Origin of the sequence: Paracoccus yibinensis, from assembly GCF_030846195.1 — a bacterium.
GTDB lineage: Bacteria > Pseudomonadota > Alphaproteobacteria > Rhodobacterales > Rhodobacteraceae > Paracoccus > Paracoccus yibinensis.
On record NZ_JAVCWH010000001.1, the window covers coordinates 694,932 to 715,455 of the forward strand.

The 20,524-nt window shown below is 65.1% G+C and carries 20 protein-coding genes and 1 tRNA gene; 7 read left to right on the plus strand and 14 right to left on the minus strand.

The window, feature by feature from the left end:
- Window positions 1–9: 9 nt before the first annotated feature.
- Entirely contained in the window at window positions 10–3,342 is a 3,333-nt protein-coding gene (locus RAH32_RS03495) for a M10 family metallopeptidase C-terminal domain-containing protein (RefSeq protein ID WP_306605105.1), read from the minus strand.
- 594 nt (window positions 3,343–3,936) lie between these two features.
- Here RAH32_RS03495 and RAH32_RS03500 point away from each other — a divergent pair.
- The 5 genes from RAH32_RS03500 (at window position 3,937) to RAH32_RS03520 (ending at window position 9,202) form a co-directional block, all read left to right on the plus strand.
- Window positions 3,937–5,538, plus strand: a complete 1,602-nt coding sequence (locus tag RAH32_RS03500) for an ABC transporter substrate-binding protein (RefSeq protein WP_306605107.1) — start codon at window positions 3,937–3,939, stop codon at window positions 5,536–5,538.
- Between the two features lie 75 nt (window positions 5,539–5,613).
- The gene (locus RAH32_RS03505) at window positions 5,614–6,621 is read left to right on the plus strand and encodes an ABC transporter permease subunit (protein ID WP_306605109.1); all 1,008 of its coding nucleotides are present in this window, start codon (window positions 5,614–5,616) and stop codon (window positions 6,619–6,621) included.
- The gene (locus RAH32_RS03510; RefSeq protein ID WP_306605110.1) at window positions 6,618–7,517 is read left to right on the plus strand and encodes an ABC transporter permease subunit; all 900 of its coding nucleotides are present in this window, start codon (window positions 6,618–6,620) and stop codon (window positions 7,515–7,517) included. Before RAH32_RS03505 ends, RAH32_RS03510 begins: the two co-directional genes overlap by 4 nt.
- Window positions 7,518–7,520: 3 nt before the next feature.
- Window positions 7,521–8,357 carry an ABC transporter ATP-binding protein gene (locus RAH32_RS03515; RefSeq protein WP_306605111.1) on the plus strand — a complete coding sequence of 279 codons (837 nt, stop codon included), beginning with the start codon at window positions 7,521–7,523 and terminating at the stop codon, window positions 8,355–8,357.
- On the plus strand, window positions 8,357–9,202 hold the full coding sequence (locus tag RAH32_RS03520) for an ATP-binding cassette domain-containing protein (protein WP_306605220.1): 846 nt from the start codon (window positions 8,357–8,359) through the stop codon (window positions 9,200–9,202). Before RAH32_RS03515 ends, RAH32_RS03520 begins: the two co-directional genes overlap by 1 nt.
- Window positions 9,203–9,481: 279 nt before the next feature.
- On the opposite strand, the gene RAH32_RS03525 is transcribed toward RAH32_RS03520, so the two are convergent.
- The 7 genes from RAH32_RS03525 to hppD all read right to left on the minus strand — a co-directional run bounded on the left by RAH32_RS03525 (window position 9,482) and on the right by hppD (window position 14,094).
- Window positions 9,482–9,556, minus strand: a tRNA-Glu gene (locus RAH32_RS03525).
- Between the two features lie 137 nt (window positions 9,557–9,693).
- On the minus strand, window positions 9,694–10,359 hold the full coding sequence (locus RAH32_RS03530) for an N-acetylmuramoyl-L-alanine amidase (RefSeq protein WP_306605113.1): 666 nt from the start codon (window positions 10,357–10,359) through the stop codon (window positions 9,694–9,696).
- Window positions 10,356–10,706: a hypothetical protein gene (locus RAH32_RS03535; protein WP_306605115.1), complete on the minus strand. Its 351-nt coding sequence runs from the start codon at window positions 10,704–10,706 to the stop codon at window positions 10,356–10,358. The genes RAH32_RS03530 and RAH32_RS03535 overlap by 4 nt, the downstream gene beginning before the upstream one ends.
- Window positions 10,707–10,737: 31 nt before the next feature.
- On the minus strand, window positions 10,738–12,219 hold the full coding sequence (gene gatA, locus RAH32_RS03540) for an Asp-tRNA(Asn)/Glu-tRNA(Gln) amidotransferase subunit GatA (protein ID WP_306605116.1): 1,482 nt from the start codon (window positions 12,217–12,219) through the stop codon (window positions 10,738–10,740).
- A complete protein-coding gene (gene gatC / locus RAH32_RS03545) occupies window positions 12,216–12,503 on the minus strand; it encodes an Asp-tRNA(Asn)/Glu-tRNA(Gln) amidotransferase subunit GatC (protein ID WP_306605117.1) in 288 nt (95 codons plus the stop codon). Before gatC ends, gatA begins: the two co-directional genes overlap by 4 nt.
- 60 nt (window positions 12,504–12,563) lie before the next feature.
- On the minus strand, window positions 12,564–12,920 hold the full coding sequence (locus RAH32_RS03550; protein ID WP_306605119.1) for a Rieske (2Fe-2S) protein: 357 nt from the start codon (window positions 12,918–12,920) through the stop codon (window positions 12,564–12,566).
- A gap of 61 nt (window positions 12,921–12,981) precedes the next feature.
- Complete coding sequence (hppD, locus tag RAH32_RS03555) at window positions 12,982–14,094, minus strand: 4-hydroxyphenylpyruvate dioxygenase (RefSeq protein WP_306605121.1); 1,113 nt, start codon at window positions 14,092–14,094, stop codon at window positions 12,982–12,984.
- A gap of 115 nt (window positions 14,095–14,209) precedes the next feature.
- Between hppD and RAH32_RS03560 the strand changes: the two genes are divergently transcribed.
- On the plus strand, window positions 14,210–14,689 hold the full coding sequence (locus RAH32_RS03560; RefSeq protein ID WP_306605123.1) for an Lrp/AsnC family transcriptional regulator: 480 nt from the start codon (window positions 14,210–14,212) through the stop codon (window positions 14,687–14,689).
- 7 nt (window positions 14,690–14,696) lie between these two features.
- Here RAH32_RS03560 and RAH32_RS03565 read toward each other — a convergent pair whose 3' ends face one another.
- Genes RAH32_RS03565 through coxB form a run of 3 tightly spaced genes read right to left on the minus strand, consistent with a single transcriptional unit; the run spans window position 14,697 to window position 18,210 of the window.
- Window positions 14,697–15,008, minus strand: coding sequence for a hypothetical protein (locus RAH32_RS03565; protein ID WP_306605125.1), 312 nt, complete (start codon window positions 15,006–15,008; stop codon window positions 14,697–14,699).
- Window positions 15,008–17,515: a cytochrome c oxidase subunit I gene (ctaD, locus tag RAH32_RS03570; RefSeq protein ID WP_306605127.1), complete on the minus strand. Its 2,508-nt coding sequence runs from the start codon at window positions 17,513–17,515 to the stop codon at window positions 15,008–15,010. Before ctaD ends, RAH32_RS03565 begins: the two co-directional genes overlap by 1 nt.
- Window positions 17,512–18,210 (minus strand): cytochrome c oxidase subunit II, encoded by a 699-nt coding sequence (coxB, locus tag RAH32_RS03575; protein ID WP_306605129.1) that lies wholly within the window; start codon window positions 18,208–18,210, stop codon window positions 17,512–17,514. Before coxB ends, ctaD begins: the two co-directional genes overlap by 4 nt.
- Between coxB and RAH32_RS03580 the strand changes: the two genes are divergently transcribed.
- Window positions 18,202–18,723: a DUF2231 domain-containing protein gene (locus tag RAH32_RS03580; RefSeq protein ID WP_306605131.1), complete on the plus strand. Its 522-nt coding sequence runs from the start codon at window positions 18,202–18,204 to the stop codon at window positions 18,721–18,723. The genes coxB and RAH32_RS03580 overlap by 9 nt on opposite strands.
- Here the strand turns inward: RAH32_RS03580 and RAH32_RS03585 are convergent.
- The 3 genes from RAH32_RS03585 to RAH32_RS03595 form a co-directional block, all read right to left on the minus strand.
- Entirely contained in the window at window positions 18,711–19,208 is a 498-nt protein-coding gene (locus tag RAH32_RS03585; RefSeq protein WP_306605133.1) for a CopD family protein, read from the minus strand. The two genes, RAH32_RS03580 and RAH32_RS03585, sit on opposite strands and share 13 nt — an antisense overlap.
- Window positions 19,205–19,924, minus strand: coding sequence for a cytochrome c oxidase assembly protein (locus tag RAH32_RS03590; RefSeq protein WP_306605135.1), 720 nt, complete (start codon window positions 19,922–19,924; stop codon window positions 19,205–19,207). Before RAH32_RS03590 ends, RAH32_RS03585 begins: the two co-directional genes overlap by 4 nt.
- A gap of 171 nt (window positions 19,925–20,095) precedes the next feature.
- Window positions 20,096–20,488, minus strand: coding sequence for a DUF2147 domain-containing protein (locus tag RAH32_RS03595; RefSeq protein WP_306605137.1), 393 nt, complete (start codon window positions 20,486–20,488; stop codon window positions 20,096–20,098).
- Between the last annotated feature and the right edge of the window lie 36 nt (window positions 20,489–20,524).

Below are 20,524 nucleotides of genomic sequence, written 5' to 3' on the forward strand. Positions count from 1 at the left end.
CAGGCGCTCTCAGACGATATAGAAGTCTTCGGCCGAAAGGCCGAGATTGGCGCCCAGCCGCGCGAACCGGATCGCATCCGCCTGACCCGCGCCATCGGCGTCATAGGACAGGAAGCCGCTGGTGCTGTCATAGACGATGCGGTCGTCCGCATCCTGTGCGGCGCCGCCGGGACTGCTGCGGAATGCCCCGAAGGCGAGGCTGCCCAGGTCGCCAATCGCATCGAAGACATTGCTGGCCAGAAGGATCAGGTCTTCGGCCACGTCGAAGTCCGAGATCCGGTCGATGTTGCCGTCGCCAAGCGCCGTCGAGAAGCGGAAGCTGTCCTCGCCCGCGCCGCCGATCAGGAAGTCTGCGGCCAAGCCGCCGTCCAGAAGGTCGCTGCCGGCCCCGCCGCGCAGGGTGTCCATACCCGCCACGCCCGGCTGGACGGGTTCGGGCGGGAATTCCACCGATACGTTCAGCTTGTAGGTCGACCCTTCGGGAACGGACGGCGACCAGCCATCGCCCGGCGCGGTGGGCGACCAGCTTCCTTCGAGGATGTAGTATGTCCCCGTTTCCTCGACCGTGAAGACGGTGCTGGAATCGCGGTTGCTGTTCGATCCGGGATCGCCGCCGCCATCGTCGTTTTCCGCGACGACGTTGCCGTCGCTGTCCAGCAGCCTGACCCAGCTGTCATGGACATTGGGATCGGCGATGCCATCGATGTCGATGGTGATCACCGTGCCCGCCGCCAGATCGATGCGATAGTAGCCGCCTTCACCGGTGCCGGTGGCGTTGACCGTCGTGTGCAGGACGGTGGTCGAATCGAAGATATCCGGGTCCGCCGTCAGCGAGAAGTTGTTGGAAATGTCGAAGGCAGTCGCCATCGAGTCGTTGGTCGCGTCCGATCCCAGCGTGGCATAGCCGCTGCCCAGGCCGGGGCGCGGCACGGCAGGACCCTGATCCGCGAAATCCCCCATAAGGGTATCGTCGCCGGCCCCGCCCTTCAGATCGTCGCTGCCGCCCTGCCCGGTCAGCATGTTGGCTGCGCGATCCCCTGTCAGCCGGTCGTCCCAACCCGAGCCTGCGACGTTCTCGATGGAAACATAGGTGTCGCCTTCGGATTGCCCGCCTGCCAGGCCGATGCGGACCCCGGCCGCGGCATCGGCGTAATCCGCCGTGTCGCGCCCCGCGCCGCCCATCAGCATGTCGCGTCCGCCGCCGCCCGCCAGCGTGTCGTCGCCCGAACCGCCGGACAGGACGTTGGAGCCATCGGTGCCGGTGATGTGGTCGTCGAAGAACGACCCGACGGCGTTTTCGAAACCGGAAAGGATGTCGTGGCGGATGACGGTGCCACGTCCCACGATCTGCACGGGTCCATCGGCATCGCCGCCACGGGCGGAGCCATCGGCAAGGTCGATCCTGACGGCGGCCGAGCTGCCTTCATAGACGACCGTGTCGATCCCGCTGCCGCCGTCCAGGTAATCCTGGCCCGCGCCGCCGATCACCGTGTCATCCCCGCCTTCGCCATAGATGATGTCGCCGTCGTTGCCGCCATCCAGCAGGTCGTTCCCGTCGCGGCCGTTGAAATAGTCGCCGCCCCCCTGTCCGCGGAAGTGGTTCGCGTCCGCCGTGCCGATGAAGCGGTCGATCCGGTCGTCCGAGCCGATCAGGTTCTCGATGCCGAAGAAGGTGTCGCCCGATCCGGTGCCGCCGCTGGCAACGTTGGTTTCCAGGTTGACCAGCAACTGGAACGGGCTTTCCCGGCTGAAATCGACCGTATCGATGCCCGCGCCGCCCCGGAAGACATCGACGCCGTCCTGGCCCATCATCAGGTCATCGCCGTTGCCACCGTCCAGCGTGTCGTCGCCGGCGCCGCCGAAGATGGTGTCGTTGCCGTCCCCGCCGTAAAGCGCATCATTCCCGTCGTCGCTTTCGGTCTGGTCCTCCAGTTCCGCGACGGGGATCGTGTTGTTGACGTCGCGGCTGGCCAGCGAATCGCGACCGCCGATGATCAGGTCGTCACCGCCAAGACCGAAGATCGTATTGCCGCCCGCACCCCCATTCAACGAGTCATTGCCGCTTTCGCCGACCAGAATGCTGTCCAGGGCCGGGCCCCCGTTGTCGGCCGGACCTGCATCGTCGTCATCGCCCGGTTCAACAACCGTTCCGCCGGCATAGACGATGTTCTCGACATTGGCGACGTCGCCCAGGTCAAGACCCTCGCCAATGACGATGATCGTGTCGTTCCCGCCGTCGGCCTCCTCTCGCACGATGTCATCGGCAGAATCGACGAAATAGACGTCGTCGCCGCCATTGCCCGCCATGCGGTCGCCGCCGCCGCGCCCGTCCAGGACGTTGTTTCCGTCATTGCCGATCAGGATGTCGGCAAAGCGGCTGCCGATGCCCTTTTCGACATAGTATTCGGTCTGGTCCGCATTGTGCCCGGCAAAGATCGACACATTGTTGCTGTGACCGTTCACGCTGGAAAACTGACCCGCGCGCAGATCCAGGATCGTCCCCGCCGTGGAGCCGGAAAAATCAATGGTGTCGTCGCCGCCCGTGTCGTGGATGACAAAGCCGATGTCGCGCTGCATCCCGGTCGAGGTCAGTTCATAGCCATAGACGGTGGCATTGAAGCCATAGACGTCGTTCCCGGTGTTCAGGTTGATCGTCTGATAGACCCGCTCTCCGTTTTCATCCACCGTCGAGAAGTAACGGCGGATCACCACCTCGATGTCGGCCATCAGCGGCGTCGCGGCCGACCAGCGGCTTTCCTCGCCCACGTCGATCCCGTCGAAATAGGACATGACGCTGTATTGCTGGCGGTCATAGATCCAGGTCGCATTGTTCAGATAGTTGATCTGCACGCCGCCGGGGCCGCTGTAGTTATACAGGCCGGGATGGTTCAGGCCGAACTCGTGCCCGAATTCATGGACAAAGGAATCGAACACATAGCCGCCGATATCCGTCAGGTTCGGCTCTGTGTCGTGGAACCGCTGGCCGATGCTGACATAGCGGTTGCTGGAAAACGCGCTGCCATCGCTGGGTTCGCCCAGTTCGGGGCTGACCACCTGCATCCAGTCCGTGTTGCGATTGAAGGGCACGTCATCGACGATTTCGAACTGCAAGGGCGTGACCGAGGACCAGACCGACAGGGCGCCAATGGCCGCCTCTTTGTAGTCGGGATGGTTGTTCAGTTCGTGAACATTGATCCGCAAAGGCTCTGCCGCAATCGCGGGTGTCAGGCTGCGGTTCAAGGCACCGACATAGGTCAGGAACGCCTCATAGTCTTCGCTTTTCCCGAAAGGATTGTCGGGCGTCTGATCGTTGATCCACCATTCTTCGCTGGTCTGGCTCATGGTCGGCATAGGCTGGCTCTCCCTGTTCGGCAACTTCGGGTAGTGAATGTTGCATGGCGCGATGCCCTGAAGACCTGGCACGCAAGGCGTGTGTCGCTTCAAGAACTTATCACCAAAGTTGATCATGAGACTGCCACCCGAGCCTGTCCACGACCGAAGCGTCAGCTCAAGGCTTGTTGCCATTTCATTAGTAACAATGGGTTACGAGGAAATGTCTAGATACTCGGCGGAAAGTCGCCTCACGGAATTGCAGGATGCGCAAATCTTTGCTTTCACGAAATGTTAGGGGAACCGATGGGAGTGCAGGTTTTGCAAGCCCAGCGTTGCAGTTCAACTGAAAGATGAAGAGTCGCGAACGGTTTGACCAAGCAGAGGCTTATGGTTTGCCGCAAAGGGCAGAATATCGTGGAATGCAGTTTGGGTAAGGAAGGTTGACCTTACGTCCGGCTTGCAGCTTGTGCAGGGAACCGGCTTTACAGGCGGTCGCTGGTGGCGCAACTTGCCTCATCGGAGACCTGCCCAAGAAATACGCACCGCGAGGCCCATGGCGACAACGCGGTCGCAAGATCAACAGAGAGCGAAAGGATCATTCGCATGAAATATCTGTCCCATGGCCTGCTGGCCGTGTCGGCGCTGGCGCTGACCACCGCCTTTGCCGAAGCCAAGACCTTCGTCTATTGCTCGGAAGCCTCGCCCGAGGGCTTCGATCCCTCGCCCTATACGGCGGGCACGACGTTCGACGCGTCGGGCCATCCGATCTACAACCGCCTGACCGAGTTCAAGAAGGGCACGACCGAGATCGAGCCGGGCTTGGCCGAAAGCTGGGAAGTGTCCGAGGACGGCACGGAATACACCTTCAAGCTGCGCCAGGGTGTCAAGTTCCATTCGAACGACCGCTTCACGCCCACCCGCGACTTCAACGCCGACGACGTGGTCTTCTCGTTCCAGCGGCAGGGCGATCCGAACCACCCGTGGCACCAGTACATTCCTGGCATCACCTATGAATACTATACCTCGATGGACATGCCGAACCTGGTGAAGTCCGTCGAGAAGATCGACGACTATACCGTCAAGTTCACGCTGAACCGTCCCGAGGCGCCGTTCCTGGCGAACATCGCGATGCCCTTCGCATCCATCGTGTCCAAGGAATACGCCGACACGCTGGAAGCGGCGGGGGCCAAGGAAGGCCTGAACAACGCGCCCATCGGGACGGGTCCGTTCCGCTTCGTAGCCTATCAGAAGGACGCGGTGATCCGCTATCAGAAGAACGCCGACTATTGGGGCGAGGCGCCCAAGATCGACGACCTGATCTTCGCGATCACGCCCGATCCTTCGGTCCGCCTGCAAAAGCTGAAGGCCGGCGAATGCCACCTGATGCCCTATCCCTCGCCCGCCGACCTGGAATCGATCCGGGCCGACGACAGCCTGAAGCTGGACGAACAGCCGGGCCTGAACGTGGGCTATCTGGCCTATAACACCACGGTTGCGCCCTTCGACAATCCGAAGGTCCGCAAGGCGCTGAACATGGCCATCAACAAGGAAGCCATCATCGACGCCGTGTTCCAGGGCGCTGCGGAACCGGCCAAGAACCCGATCCCGCCGACCATGTGGTCCTATAACGAGGCCGTCGAGGACGATCCCTACGATCCCGAAGCCGCCAAGGCCATGCTGGAGGAAGAAGGCGTCACCGACCTGTCGATGAACATCTGGGCGATGCCCGTTCAGCGGCCCTACATGCCCAATGCCCGCCGCACGGCCGAACTGATGCAGGAAGACCTGTCCAAGGTCGGCGTCAATGCCGAGATCGTGTCCTATGAATGGGGCGAATACCTGCAGAAGTCGATGGAAGCCGGGCGCGACGGCGCGGTGATCCTGGGCTGGACCGGCGACAACGGCGACCCCGACAACTTCCTGTCGGTGCTGCTGTCCTGCGATGCCGCCAAGGAAGGCGGCGCCAACCGCGCCTTCTGGTGCAACGAGGAGTTCTCGGACCTGCTGCAACAGGCCAAGGTAACCTCGGAGCAGGCGGAGCGCACAAAGCTTTACGAACAGGCCCAGGTCATCTTCAAGGAACAGGCCCCCTGGCTGACCATCGCGCATTCGACCCAATACGTGCCGATGCGGGCCGAGGTGACGGGCTTCGTGATGAGCCCGCTTGGCGACTTTACCTTCGAGAACGTAGATTTGGCCGAATAAGCCTTTTCGCGTGATATCGTCCGACAAACGAACGCGCGGGTCGAAAACCCGCGCGTTCCCTAAGGAACAAGGCACATGGTCCGCTTCCTCCTTTCGAAACTGCTGTATCTGATCCCGACATTCCTGGGGATCACGATCGTCGCCTTCGGCTTCGTCCGCATCCTGCCGGGTGATCCGGTGCTGCTGATGGCGGGGGAACGCGGCGTGTCGCCCGAACGCCATGCCGAACTCAGCGCGCAACTGGGCTTCGACAAACCGCTGGTGATGCAATATCTGGATTTCCTGGGGCGCCTGCTGCAGGGCGACCTGGGCAATTCGCTTGTCACCAAAAGGCCCGTCCTGGACGAGTTCCTGGCCCTGTTCCCGGCGACGCTGGAACTGGGCCTTTGCGCGATCATCATCGCCACGCTGATCGGCGTGCCGGTGGGCGTGCTAGCCGCGATCAAGCGCGGCAGCTGGTTCGACCAGGTGTCCATGACCTCGGCCCTTGTGGGTTTTTCGATGCCGATCTTCTGGTGGGGCCTTCTGCTGATCATCTTCTTTTCCGGCTATCTCGGCTGGACGCCGGTGTCGGGCCGCATCAGCCTGATGTATTACTTCCCCGAAGGAACTGGCTTCATGCTGATCGACAGCCTGATGTCGGGACAGGACGGCGCGTTTGCATCCGCCGTCAGCCACCTGATCCTGCCCTCGATCGTGCTGGCCACTATCCCGCTGGCGGTGATCGCGCGCCAGACCCGCTCCGCCATGCTGGAGGTGATGGGCGAGGATTATGTCCGCACCGCCCGCGCCAAGGGGATGCCGTCGCGCCGCGTGATCGGCGTCCATGCGCTGCGCAACGCGATGATCCCGGTCGTGACCACCATCGGCCTTCAGATCGGCGTGCTGATCGCCGGCGCCATCCTGACCGAGACGATCTTCAGCTGGCCCGGCATCGGCAAGTGGATGATCGATTCCATCTCTCGCCGGGATTATCCGGTGGTGCAGTCGGGCCTGCTGCTGATCGCGGGCCTTGTGATGCTTGTGAACCTGCTGGTCGATCTGACCTATGGCCTTATCAACCCGAGGATCCGCGCGACATGAGCGATACCGTCCAACTGTCCAGCAGCGCGATCCGCCGCCAGATGCTGGCCGAATTCTGGTTCTATTTCCGCCAGAACCGGGGCGCCGTGGCCGGACTGGTCGTCTTCATCCTGCTGGTTCTGACCGCGGTCTTCGCGCCGCTTCTGGCGCCGCATGACCCGACGACGCAATACCGCGATGCCTTCCTGTTGCCGCCCGTCTGGCAGGAGGGCGGCCGGGCTGAGTTCCTGCTGGGCACCGATGCCGTGGGCCGGGACATGCTGTCGCGGCTGATCTTCGGCGCGCAGTATTCGCTGTTCATCGGCATTGTCGTGGTGGCCATCGCCCTGGTCGGCGGCGTCATCATCGGGCTGATCGCGGGCTTTTTCGGAGGCTGGGTCGATTCCGTCATCATGCGGGTGATGGACGTAATTCTGGCCTTCCCGTCGCTGCTGCTAGCCCTGGTGCTGGTGGCCGTGCTGGGACCGGGGCTGACCAATGCGATGATCGCCATCGCCATCGTCTATCAACCCCATTTCGCCCGCCTGACCCGCGCCGCCGTCATGGGCGAGATGCGGCGCGAATACGTCACCGCCGCGCGCGTGGCGGGCGCGGGCAACCTGCGCCTGATGTTCAAGACTATCCTGCCCAACTGCCTTGGCCCGCTGATCGTGCAGGCCACGCTGTCCTTTTCCTCGGCCGTGCTGGATTCGGCGGCGCTTGGGTTCCTGGGCATGGGCGCGCAGCCGCCCGCGCCCGAATGGGGCACCATGCTGGCCGAGGCGCGCGAATTCATTCTGCGCGCCTGGTGGGTCGTCACCTTGCCGGGGCTTGCCATCCTGATCTCGGTCCTGGCGATCAACATGATGGGCGACGGATTGCGCGATGCGCTTGACCCCAAGCTGAAGCGGAGCTGACCGATGTCCCTTCTGACCATCCGCAACCTGACCGTCCGCTTCGCCACCGCCACCGGAAGCTTCACCGCGGTGGACGGGGTGGACCTGTCCGTGGACCGAGGCGAGGTTCTGGCCATCGTCGGCGAATCCGGGTCCGGCAAGTCGGTGTCCATGCTGGCGGTGATGGGTCTTCTGCCCGACACCGCCACCGTCACCGCCGACGAGATGACCTATGACGGCCAGGACATGCTGGCCATGACCGATGCGCAACGGCGCAAGCTGATCGGGCGCGAGATCACGATGATCTTCCAGGAACCCGTGGCCTCGCTGAACCCGTCCTTCACGGTGGGTTTCCAGATCGAGGAAGTGCTGCGCTTCAACCTGGGCCTGTCGGGCAAGGCCGCCCGAGACCGCGCGCTGGAGCTGTTCCGCGCAGTCGGCATTCCAAGCCCCGAGGAAAAGCTGAAATCCTATCCCCACCAGTTGTCGGGCGGGCAGTGCCAGCGGGTGATGATCGCCATCGCCATCGCCTCGAACCCGCGGCTGCTGATCGCGGACGAACCCACGACCGCGCTGGACGTAACCATCCAGAAGCAGATCCTGGATCTGCTGATGTCCTTGCAGGAAGACTACGGCATGGGCCTGATCCTGATCACCCATGACATGGGCGTGGTGGCCGAAACCGCCGACCGCGTGGTGGTCCAGTACAAGGGCCGCAAGATGGAGGAGGCCGAGGTGCTGGATCTGTTCGAAAACCCGCAAAGCCCCTATACCCGCGCGCTGCTGTCGGCACTGCCGGAACACGCGACCGGCGACCGCCTGCCCACCGTGTCCGACTTCTTCGACAAGGAGGCCGTATGATGACCCCCGTTGTCGAAGGACGCGCCATCGTCCGCGATTACCACGTCCCGGGCAACATGCTGCGCCGCGCCAAGAATGTTCGTGCCGTCAAGGGCATCGACTTTGCGGTACAAAAGGGCAAGACCCTGGCCATCGTCGGCGAATCCGGGTCGGGCAAGTCCACGCTGGCCCGCATCATCGCGCTGATTGACGCGCCCAGCCAGGGCGAATTGCTGATCGACGGGCAGCGCGTGGACATCAGTGCCCGCCGTCCTGGCCCGGATCTGCGGTCCAAGGTGCAGATGGTGTTCCAGAACCCTTACGGCAGCCTGAACCCGCGCCAGAAGATCGGCGACGTGCTGACCGAGCCGCTGGTCATCAACACGGACGTTCCCGCCGCCGAACGCCGCGACCGGGCGCGGGCGATGCTGCAAAAGGTCGGACTGATGCCCGAGCACTACAACCGCTATCCGCACATGTTTTCCGGCGGGCAGCGGCAGCGGATCGCCATTGCGCGGGCCCTGATGCTGAACCCCTCGCTGCTGGTTCTGGACGAACCCGTCTCGGCCCTGGATCTGTCGGTGCAGGCGCAGGTCCTGAACCTTCTGGCCGACCTTCAGGACGAGATGGGGTTGACCTATGTCTTCGTCAGCCACGACCTGTCGGTCGTCCGCTATATCGCGGACGAGGTGATGGTGATTTCCGAAGGCGTGGCGGTGGAACAGGGAACGCGCGACGCGATCTTTGCCAACCCGACCCATCCCTATACCCGCCAGTTGTTCGCCGCGACCCCCGTCACCGATGTCGAGGCGATCCGGGCACGGGTGGCCCGCCGCAAGGCCGCACGACAGGGCGCCCCCGTCTAGGCCAACAGTCACGAATGTGCCTGATCAACCCCCTGCCGAAAGGCAGGGGCGGCGTCTTTGCGCTGCAACAGCGGCGCAGCCTACTGCTGTGATGGCCTAGTTCGTCGTGAGGGCAGTTGCACTGCGACACATGCCCTGCCGCCATCCACGTCGATGATGACGCATAGGCAAGACACGGCAATCAGCTCTGGATGAGCGGACAAGCCGGTCGAACGCTTCGAAAAACCACAGGACCCGCCCCGAGGGATGGATGGTGCAATCTAGCCTTCGAAAGGAAAGTGGCAGCCCGTAGGGGAGTCGAACCCCTCTTTTCAGGTTGAAAACCTGACGTCCTAACCGATAGACGAACGGGCCACTTTTTCGCGCCGCCCTGTCTTTGCCAGGTGGCGTGGGGCGGTGTTTAGGCAAAGCCGCAGGGGGGCGCAAGCGGAAATTTCGGGGGATGTGGAAAATAATTTGCGTCACCGGGCAGGGCTTGCGGCACGCGGGTGTCAGACCCCGACGCCATCCTCGGCAGCGGCCAGGAAAGCGGCAACGAAGGCTGCGCAGCGGCGATCGGCAGCGCATTCGGCCCCCTGCCCCCAGGGACGGAACCGCAGGCGGAACGCGGCCAGGCGGATGGCAGGGTCAACCGGGGGATAGCCGATGCGGGTCAGGCTGTCGGCCAGCGGCAGGTCCGGTCCCTGCCCCCCCGGCAAGGCTAGGCCCTCCTGCGCCAGGCGCTGCCAGTCGAAGCGGGGGCCGGGGTCGATCTTGCGGCCGGGGGCCATGTCGGAGTGGGCGATCACGCCCTGAGGACCGATCTGCCAGCGGGCCATGACGTCGCGCAGCAGGGCAACGACCGCATTCATCTGGGCCAGGGGAAAGGGACGGTCACCGGGATTGGCGATCTCGATCCCGATGCTGCGCGAGTTCACGTCATCCCGGCCCCGCCAGGAACCGGCGCCGGCGTGCCAGGCGCGGCGATCCTCGGGGACAAGGGCTTCGGTTCGGCCGTCCTCGTGAACCAGCCAGTGCGCGCTGACCTCGGCCCTGGGGTCGCAGAGGCGCGCGCGGGCCTCGGCGGTGTCCGCCATGCCGGTATAGTGCAGGACGATCAGTTCGGGACGCTGGCCGCGCCTGTCGCCGTGGTTGGGGCTGGGAAAGCCGTCGCTCACAATGGGGGCTGGCTGCCCGTGCGCATGGATTGGGGCACGATCACGACAGGTTCGCCGGCACGGGGCGCGGGGACGACAGCGGGCCTGACCACCCGGACCTTGGCCACGCCCATGGTGGGCGGGATCGGCACGGGGCTTTGTCCCGCGATCTCCGCAGCGGTGGGGGCATAGAAGGGTCGCGCGACCGGGATGGTGCTGGGCGGTTCCGTGGCCGTCACCAAGGCAGCCTCTCGCGCAGCGCGGTATTCGCCATAGCGGGTCGGGCCGAAGTTGTAGTTCGGGTTCCAGCCCAGGTGTTCGCCACAGCCGGCAAGCGCCAGCACCGAAAGGATCAGACAGCCGCGCATCACGCCTCCTGGATATGCCACTGGGGCGACCCTACCACCAGCGTCTGGGCTTTGCCACAAATCCGGCGGCGCGTTCCAGGACAAGGGCATGATTCAGCAGCTCGCCTTCCTCGAAGGGGCGGCCGAACATCTGCAGGCCCAGCGGCAGCCCCTGCTTGTCCTGGCCCACGGGAACCGCGATGCCCGGCAGACCGGCAAGGTTCAGCGTGACGGTGAAGACGTCGTTGAGATACATCTGCACCGGGTCGCTGCTGTCCATGGCCCCCAGGCCGAAGGCCGCCGAGGGCGTGGTGGGCGCCAGGATCGCGTCGATGCCTTCGGCAAAGGCGATCTCGAAATCGCGCTTGATCAGCGCGCGGACCTTGCGGGCGCGGTTGTAATATGCGTCGTAGAAGCCCGCAGACAGCACATAGGTGCCGATCATCACGCGGCGCTGCACCTCGGGGCCAAAGCCCTCGGCGCGGGTCTTTTCATACATCTCGGTGATGCCGTCGCCCTGGCCCAGCCGGGCGCGGTGGCCATAGCGCACCCCGTCATAGCGGGCGAGGTTCGACGATGCCTCGGCAGGCGCGATGACGTAATAGGCGGGCAGCGCGTATTTCGTGTGGGGCAGGCTGATGTCCACGATCTCGGCGCCCGCGTCGCGCAACATCTCGGCGCCCTTGTGCCACAGCGCGTCGATTTCCGGCGGCATCCCTTCGACGCGGTATTCGCGCGGAATGCCGATGCGCTTGCCGCGGATGTCGCCGGTCAACAGGGATTCGTAATCGGGAACGGCCACGTCGGCACTGGTCGAATCCTGCGGATCGACGGATGCCATCGCGCCCAGCATGATCGCCGCATCGCGCACCGTCTTGGTCATCGGCCCGGCCTGGTCCAAGGACGACGCATAGGCGATCACGCCCCAGCGGCTGACCCGGCCATAGGTGGGCTTCAGCCCCACGATGCCGGTGAAGGCCGCGGGCTGGCGGATCGACCCGCCGGTGTCGGTCCCGGTCGCGGCCAGGCACAGATCCGCCGCAACCGCTGCAGCCGAGCCGCCCGAACTGCCCCCCGGCGTCAGTTGCCGGTCGTCCACCTTCCAGGGGTTCACGGCCGGGCCATAGCAGCTGGATTCGTTGGCCGAACCCATCGCGAATTCGTCCTGGTTCAGCTTGCCCAGCATCACCGCGCCCGCGTTCCACAGGTTCTGCGTCACGGTGGATTCGTATTCCGGCCGGAAGCCTTCCAGGATGCGGCTGGCGGCCTGCGACGGCACGCCCCTCACGCAGAAGACATCCTTGATGCCCAGCGGGATCCCGGTCAGCGCGGTCGCCTCGCCGGCCTTGATGCGGGCATCGGCGGCACGGGCCATGTCGCGCGCCAGGTCCGGCGTGTGGTGGACAAAGGCGTTCAGCGCGCCCGCGCCTTCGATGGCGGTCAGGCAGGCTTCGGTCAGTTCGACGGCGGTGGTGTCGCCCTTGCGCAACGCGTCGCGCGCATCGGCGATGGTCAGCGTGTTCAGGTCAGTCATTCCACCACCTTCGGGACGGCAAAGAACCCCTCGCGCGCATCGGGGGCATTGGACAGGATCCGGTCGGCCATGCTGCCGGTCGTCACCTCGTCCACGCGCCGTTTCAGGCGCATGGGGGTGACGCCGGTCATCGGCTCGACGCCGGTGACGTCCACCTCGTTCAGCTGTTCCATGAAGTGCAGGATGCCGTTCAGTTCGCGCGCCAACGCGGGCAAGGCGGCGTCATCGACGGCGATGCGTGCCAGATGGGCGACCTTGCGGGCCTGATCCTCGGTGATCGACATGACGTTTCCTTTCGTTGGGCGCGGGTTTACAGCCCCCGACACGCCCCCGCAAGAAGCGCCTCAGCCCCCGATCACCACCGTGCCGTCCACCACGGCGACCGGCACCGGGTCCAAGCCGCAATCGGCGCCTGCCACGGCCGCGCCGGTCAGGATGTCGAAGCGGGCGCCATGGGCGGAACACATCAGCATCGTCCCGTCGGCCGAGACAAGCCGATCGCTGCGGTAATCCAGCGGCAGATACTGGTGCGGGCAGGCGTTGACATAGGCGCGCAGGTCGCCGCCCGCGCGCAGCAGCAACAGCGGAAAGGCCCCCCTGCCGGTCGTCACCGACAGGGACAGGACGCCACAGCCCACCTGCGCCGCCTTGCAGACAGGGGTGCCCGGCGCGGGGGCGGATGAATAATCGGTCCAGGCCATGTGCGTGATCTTGTGAAAAGACCCGCCCCCGGACAAGGGGCGGGCCAGAATGGGCGTTGACCTATTCGGCGGGTGTTGCGGACAGCACGCCGCGGCGGACCTGGTCTTCCTCGATCGACTCGAACAAGGCGCGGAAATTGCCTTCGCCGAAGCCATCGTCGCCCTTGCGCTGGATGAATTCGAAGAAGATCGGCCCGATCACCGTTTTCGAGAAGATCTGCAACAGGATCCGCGTCTCTCCTCCGCCGACCACGCCTTCGCCGTCGATCAGGATGCCGCGTTTCTTCATGCGGTCGATGGGTTCCTGGTGATCCTTCACGCGGCGGTGCGACATCTCGTAATAGGTGTCGGGCGGTCCCGGCATGAACTCCATCCCTGCATCCGCGATCCGGTCGGTGCCGGCATAGATGTCCTCGGACGCGATGGCGATGTGCTGGATGCCCTCGCCCTTGTATTCGCGCAGGTATTCCTCGATCTGGCTGTGGTCGTCGGTGGATTCGTTGATGGGGATGCGGATCTTGCCATCGGGGCTGGTCAGCGCGCGGCTGACAAGGCCGGTCTGCTTGCCCTTGATGTCGAAATACTTGATCTCGCGGAAATTGAACGTGTCGTGGTAGAACTTGTACCACGTATCCATGTTGCCCCGGATCACGTTGTGGGTCAGGTGGTCAAGGTAGTAGAAGCCGAAGCCTTCGGGACAGGGATCGGGTTCGCCCAGCCAGTCGTAGTCGGCGTCATAGGCGCTGCCTCCGGCGCCGTATCTGTCGATGAAATACAGAAGCGATCCGCCGATGCCGTAAACGGCTGGGGCGTCGATTGACTTGCCGGGGCCTGTATATTCGGTGGCGCCCAGATCCAGAGCGCGCTTCAACGCCACCTGGGCATCGACCACGCGCCAGGCCATTGCCGGCGCACAGGGGCCGTGTTCGGCGACGAAGCCTGCAGCATGGCTGTGAGGATCGGCGTTCAGCAGATAGTTGATGTCGCCCTGGCGATACAGGGTGATGTCCTTGGTCCGGTGCCTGGCCACAGGCGTGAAGCCCATCTGTCGGAAGATCCGATCCAGCACCTGCGGGTCGGAATGGGCGTATTCGACAAACTCGAAGCCGTCGGTTCCGGCGGGATTGATGTCGCTGATCGTCGCCTTGGGGGCGTTGTGCGGGAACGGTCCCATGGCTTCCTCCTGTTCGTTGCGCGTGCAACAAGAATGTCACAAGGGACATGCACGATGCTTGCGAAACGGCCCATTGTGGGGCAGGATTCGCACGAAACATGCGGGAAGGGGCTATATGACGCACGTTGCAAGCCTCGACAGCTTCGACCTTGCAATCCTTGCCGCCTTGCAGCGGGACGGCGCCATGACCAATGCCGCCCTGGCCGAGGTTGTGAACCTGTCCGCTTCCCAGTGTTCGCGCAGGCGGGCCGCCCTGGAACAGTCCGGTGTGATCGAGGGATATGCGGCCCGGCTCAGCGCGGCGAGGCTGGGCTATGGCCTGCGCGCCATTATCCGCGTGAACCTGGCCAGCCACGGGCAGCGCAAGGACGACGATTTTTCCCGCTTCGTCGAAAGCCACGCCCAGATCAGGTCAGCCTTTTCGGTGTCGGGCGATGCCGACTACATCCTGGACGTGCATGTACGGGACCTGGATGCCTTTGCCGACTTCGTCCACCGCCACCTGCTGCCCCATCCGCAGGTGTCCCAGGTCCGGTCGGAGATCGTGTTGAAGACGTTGAAGGACGACCGGGGGCTGCCGCCGGTCATTCCCTGAAAGCGACTTAGCCGCAGCTCGAGGTGACGATGACCGGAAGCAGCGTCACGGCACTGGCGACCGCCCCCACCCAGTTGCCCGACCGGACCAGCAGTCTTTGCGTCTCGCTGCCCCCTGCCCGGTTCAGCGCGACCAGCAGGCCGTGCAGGCCCAGCCCGACCAGCCACAGCAGGATCATCCCGCCCGGATGCAGAGGGCCAAGGGGCGTCGCGCGGTCAGGCCAGTCCAGGGCGCAGCCCAGGCCGTGCAGTCCATAGACTGCGGAAAACAATCCTCCCCACAGCATCGGCCCGGCCAGCATCTGTGCGACCCAGATCATCAGCCGATCTCCTGCACGGCAATGACGCCCAGGGACAGGACGGAGGTGGTCAGCCAGAAGGTCTGGAACAACTGCCAGACGGGTGCCGCGCCCCGGCGCTGGCTGCCGGTCCGTCCCTGCCGGGCGTCGCACAGGCTGCGCAGTCCCAGCATCAGCGCCACGACCCCGTGGAACACGGAATACCCAAGCAACACCGCGCGCAGGGCGTCTCGGGCATGGCGGCGGGGATCGTCCAGCAGCATCGCCAGCCCGCCCAGAAGCACAAGCGCCAGCCCTGCGGCCAGAACGCCCGCCAGCGCGAAGCCCGCGCCAGACGGGGTGGCCCGCCGCGTTTCGGCCAGCCGGGCGGCAAGGGTGGCCACGGTCATGACCGACAGGGCGGCCCCGGCGGTCAGCAGCGCGCCAAGGCCAAGGCCGCTGACGGGGGCAGGCCAGTTCGGGGCGATGACCGTCAGGAACCCCACCCCGAACAGCAGCGATGCATAGAGCGTGCCGTCCGCGACCAGCAGCGTGACCGTTCCACTGTAGGCAAGGGTCTGGCGGACTTGCCAGTGTTCGGGCAGGGACAGGCCCGGCGCGGCCTGGATGGCGGGCGCATCGGCCCTGCTGCCCATGAAGCCGCCCCATTGCCAGCCCGCCCACAGGATCGCGGCGATAGCCAGCGGAGTCACGACATAAAGGCCCGCCAGCATCAGCAGGAAGAAGCTGCCCAAGACCATGGCGGTCCAGATCGGCAGGGCGGTATTGCCCGGCATCACCGCGACGTGGCTGGGGCGGCCCGTGCCGGCATCCGTCACCAGAACCTCGCGCCGGTTGCGCGGCGCGCCGGGCAGCAGCCCCTCGCCCCGCGCCAGGGGCAGGATGGCCCCGGCATCGTCCCGTCCCGGTCCGGGCAACGAGGCGAAGTTATAGGACGGCGCGGGCAGGGCCATCGCCCAGTCCAGCGTCGGCGCCCGCCAGGGGTTGCGGTGGCTGCGCCGCCCGAACAGCCACTGCATCGCGATGTCCAGCACGAACAGCGCGAAACCCATCGCCATGACCATCCCGCCGATGGACGATATCAGGTTCAGCCATTCCCATTCGGGGTTGTCGGGATAGCGGTCGATCCGGCGCGGCATCCCCAGCAACCCGGTCAGGTGCATCAGGAAGAAGGTGCCGTGAAAACCCACCAGGATCAGCCAGAACGCGGTCTCGCCCAAGGCGCGCACGCGAAAGCGGCCGCTGATCATCGGCATCCAGTAGGTGATCCCGGCCAGAATCGGAAAGACGAAGCCGCCGACCAGGACGTAATGCAGATGCGCCACGACGAAATGCGTGTCGTGAGCCTGCCAGTTGAACGGAACCATGGCCAGCATCACGCCCGTCAGCCCGCCCATGACGAAGGTGAGGAAGAAGCCCGCGACATGCAGCATCGGCAGGCGCAATTCCACCCGGCCCGCCCACATGGTCCCGATCCAGGCGAAGATCTGGACCGAGGTCGGCACCGCCACCAGGGCCGAGGCGGCGGAAAAGAAGGCCAGGGCCATGTGCGGGATGCCCACCGTGAACATGTGATGCACCCACAGCCCGAAGGACAGGAACACCAGCCCCAGGATCGCCGCCACGATCGCCCCATAGCCCAGGATCGGCACGCGCGCGAAGACCGGGATGATGGTGGACAGCACGCCCGCGGCAGGCAGGAAGATGATATAGACCTCGGGGTGGCCGAACAGCCAGAACAGGTGCTGCCACAGCATGGGGGAACCCCCGCGCATGACCTCGAAGAAGGGCCAGTCGAAGGCGCGTTCCAGTTCCAGCAGGATGGAACCCAGGATCAGCGGCGGAAAGCCCACCAGCATCATCGCGGCCGTTCCCAGCATGTACCAGCCCATCAGCGGCATCCGCGTCAGGGCCATGCCCGCCGCGCGCAGGCGCAGGATCGTGACGATGATCTCGACCGCCGCCGCGACGGCCGAGATTTCGACGAAGGTGACGCCCAGCAGCCAGACATCGGCGTTGATGCCGGGGGAATAGGTCTTGCCCGACAGGGGCACATACATGAACCAGCCGCCGTCCGGGGCCACGCCGAACAGAAGCGAGGACAGGATGATGATCCCCCCGAACAGATAGCACCAGTAGCCAAGCGCCCCCAGGCGCGGAAAGGCCATGTCCCGCGCGCCCAGGATTTTGGGCAGCAGCCACATGGAAAGCCCTTCCAGCATGGGAATGGCGAACAGGAACATCATGATGCTGCCGTGCATCGTGAAGATCTGGTTATAAAGCTGCGTGTCCAGGAAGGCCCCGTCCCGCGTTGCAAGCTGCGCCCGGATCAGCATCGCCAGCACGCCGCCGATGGCGAAGAACGCGAAGGACGTCGCCATGAACCGCAGCCCGATTGTGCCGTGGTTGACCGAACAGACGGTCCCCCGCCAGCCCGGCAGATCCGACCAGACCCGATCCAACTGCCGGTGCAGCAGCAGGGCCTTTCGGGGCGGATTTGGGGCGATGGCGTGTTGATCTTCGGTCATGGAAGGCTTTCGGCGGAAACGAAGGGCGGCGGGGCGGCGGGATCATAGACCACCACCTCGAAGCGCATGGCGGCATGGCCGATGCCGCAGAACTCGGCGCACAGGCCCTCGTGCGTGCCGGGCGCGTCGGCCATCAGGCGGTGGACGTTGCGGTGGCCAGGGATCGCGTCCATCTTGCCGCCAAGCTGGGGCACCCAGAAGGAATGGATCACATCGCGGCTGGTTAGCACGATGTCGAAGGGCTGGCCTGCGGGGACATACAGCACCCCCTCGGTCTCGACCGGGCCGGACGGGCCGGGCTGGACGAAGCGCCAGCCCCATTGCTGCGCCTCGGCCTGGACCTGAAGGGCGCCGTCGTCGCGCGCGATCATCCGCTCGCCCGCCCACAGCGCGAAGGCCAGAAGCACGGCCAGGACCGACATGCTGAAGCCCAGCCCCCACCAGATCGTCCAGCGCCGTTCGTCCGAGGGGCGCGGGCCGCGCCAGACCGCAAGCCCGGCCAGCGCCAGGACCAGGACGGTGATCAGGCCGGACCCGATCAGCATCGCCCACCACAGCGCGGCAATCTGCTCGGCGGCAGGACCGGCCGGGGCCAGCGTGCTGAAGGCGCTGTCGCATCCGGCCAGAAGGGGAACCGCAAGCGCGGGCCAAGCCTTCCCCTTGCGCGAACCGAAAGGACAGTGCCGATGCGACAAAAGCGAACCTGGCGGCAACGCCGCAGGCTTTCCGACCCGATCGAGGAGCACGCGGCCTTCAACGACACTGAATCCAAGTTCGCGATTGCGGGCCATCCGCTGCACGCGATGCTGATCACCTATCCTATCGCGCTTGCGTTCCTGACCTTCGGTGCCGATGCGATGTTCTGGTGGACTGGCGATCCATTCTGGCCGCGCGCGGCCGTGTGGACGGCGGGCATAGGTTTCATCATGGGCGTTATCGCCGGCATCAGCGGCACGGTCGAATTGCTGATCGTGCCGGGCATCCGCATCCGTGCGCCAAGCTGGACACATGCCATCCTGGCCTGCACGCTGCTGTCGGTCCTGGGCGTCAACTGGGGCTATCGCCTGCCCGACCCGCAAGAAGCCGTGCTGCCGGTGGGCATCCTCATCTCGGCCCTGGGGCTTCTGATGACCACGATCACCGGATGGCACGGCGGCAAGCTGGTCTTCGACTATCAGATCGGGACACAGCAGGATCATGGCAACTGACCCCGAGGTTCCTGGATGAACGGCAGCAACTCTGCCGCCCAGGCAAGGTCAGGCTTGGCAAGCACCAGCCACAGGATTGCGGCAATCGCAGGCAGGATCACGGCAAGCGCGATGCCGGGATAGGGCATCCGATAGCCGCGGGTCGGATCGTCGCCCTGGCCATGTCGCTGCAGGCCCGACTGTTCGATCAGATGGCCGATCCAGGCATGGACCATCGCCATCGCGCTGACAAAGGCCAGCTTGGCGATCAGCCACAGGTCGAACACCTCGGCCACGAAAATCAGCGCGGTTCCGGCGACCACCGCGATCACGGCGGCCGGGGTCGCGAAACCGACGTATCCATAGTGGGTCAGCATCCGAAACTCGGTATAGCGGAGCTGCCGCTGGGCGTGCCCATAGGTGATCAGCAACAGCGGCAGGGCGACCAGCCCCGCACACCAGCACAGCATCGCCGCGATATGGATCGCTTTCAGCGTCGCGATCATGCGGCAAAGCCCTGCCGCCAGCTTCGCCGCAGCATCCAGCCCGCCAATGCCGCCATCGGCAGGAAGCCCGGCGCCCAAAGGATCAGCCCCGCCAGACGCTGATCGTCGATCGCGCCAAGACCCCACATGGCCGCGCCGTCAACATGCTGAAGATACAGCACCCCCGGCGCAAAGGTCAGGATCGCGCCCAGGAAACCCATCACTCCGGCAAGGCCCAGCGTCAGGAAGCTGTGGCTCAGCACCTGATATCCCAAGGCTTCTGATCGACTGCCGGTCAGGACGACGGACCAGAACGCCCAGGCGGGCAGCAGCAAGGCCGCCTGCATGGCCCAATAGACCGCGTCCGACCGCCAGATCGCATCATAAACCGCAGGCAGGTGCCACGCCGCCATCGCCGCGGCCATTCCAGCCGCGCCGGCCTGCGCCGGCAGGCGTCGGGCCAGGGGCCAGGCCCATGCCAGCGCAGGGGCGGCCACGCCGGCCAGAAGAAGGTGATGCGCCGCCCGGGCCGAAAACAGGGCGACGGTCAGCGCACAAAGCGGCGACACGAAGGCAATCGCAAGCGCGATGACAGCCACACCCCCTGCCCTGCCGGCCCCATGCCGCCACAACATCCAGGCCAGCACCGCCAACCCGATCAGCACCGGCGGATCGATGTTCCAGGCGGTCCACAGATCGCCAGGGGCAACACCTGGTCCGCAATAAGGCTGATCCATTGGTCCTCGCTGTCATCCGCACCGATGCGATTGGGTCAAGCCCAGGGCGGGCCAGAAGGATAACCCGAACGGCCCCCAGAGGTTTCGTGCAGCATCGCGCGGGATTGCGGTCACAAGGGCGCTTGGACGGCCCGGATCAAGGCCACGACAGCCTGGGCCGGGCGTTGCCCGTCATCTGACCCGCTGCCATGTCCCTGCATTGCGGCAGATCATCATCACGCATCCGCCGATGTCCAGCGCATCGCCGCGCAGAACCAGGCGAGCGGTATAGCTGCGTCCGGTTTCGGGGTTTATGATGCGGCCCTTGCCATAGCCGCCGTTCCCCGTGGGGGCGATCCCGTCAAGGATCACCGCGCCAAGGTCGCTTGCCGCGACAGGCCGGCCGCTTGCATCGAAGGTTTCGACGACGGTTCCGCACAAGGCGCCGCCGCAGGGCACGATCTCGACATGGCCAAAGCCGCCGCTCTTGCCGGGCTGGGTGCGCCAGGTGCCGGCAAGCGGATCGGCGGCCCAGGCAGGCTGGGCAATCAGGGCAAGTGCAACAAGGGTAAGAACGCGTGTCATGGCCCCAGCTTAGCCGGTCGGCGGACTTTGGCAATG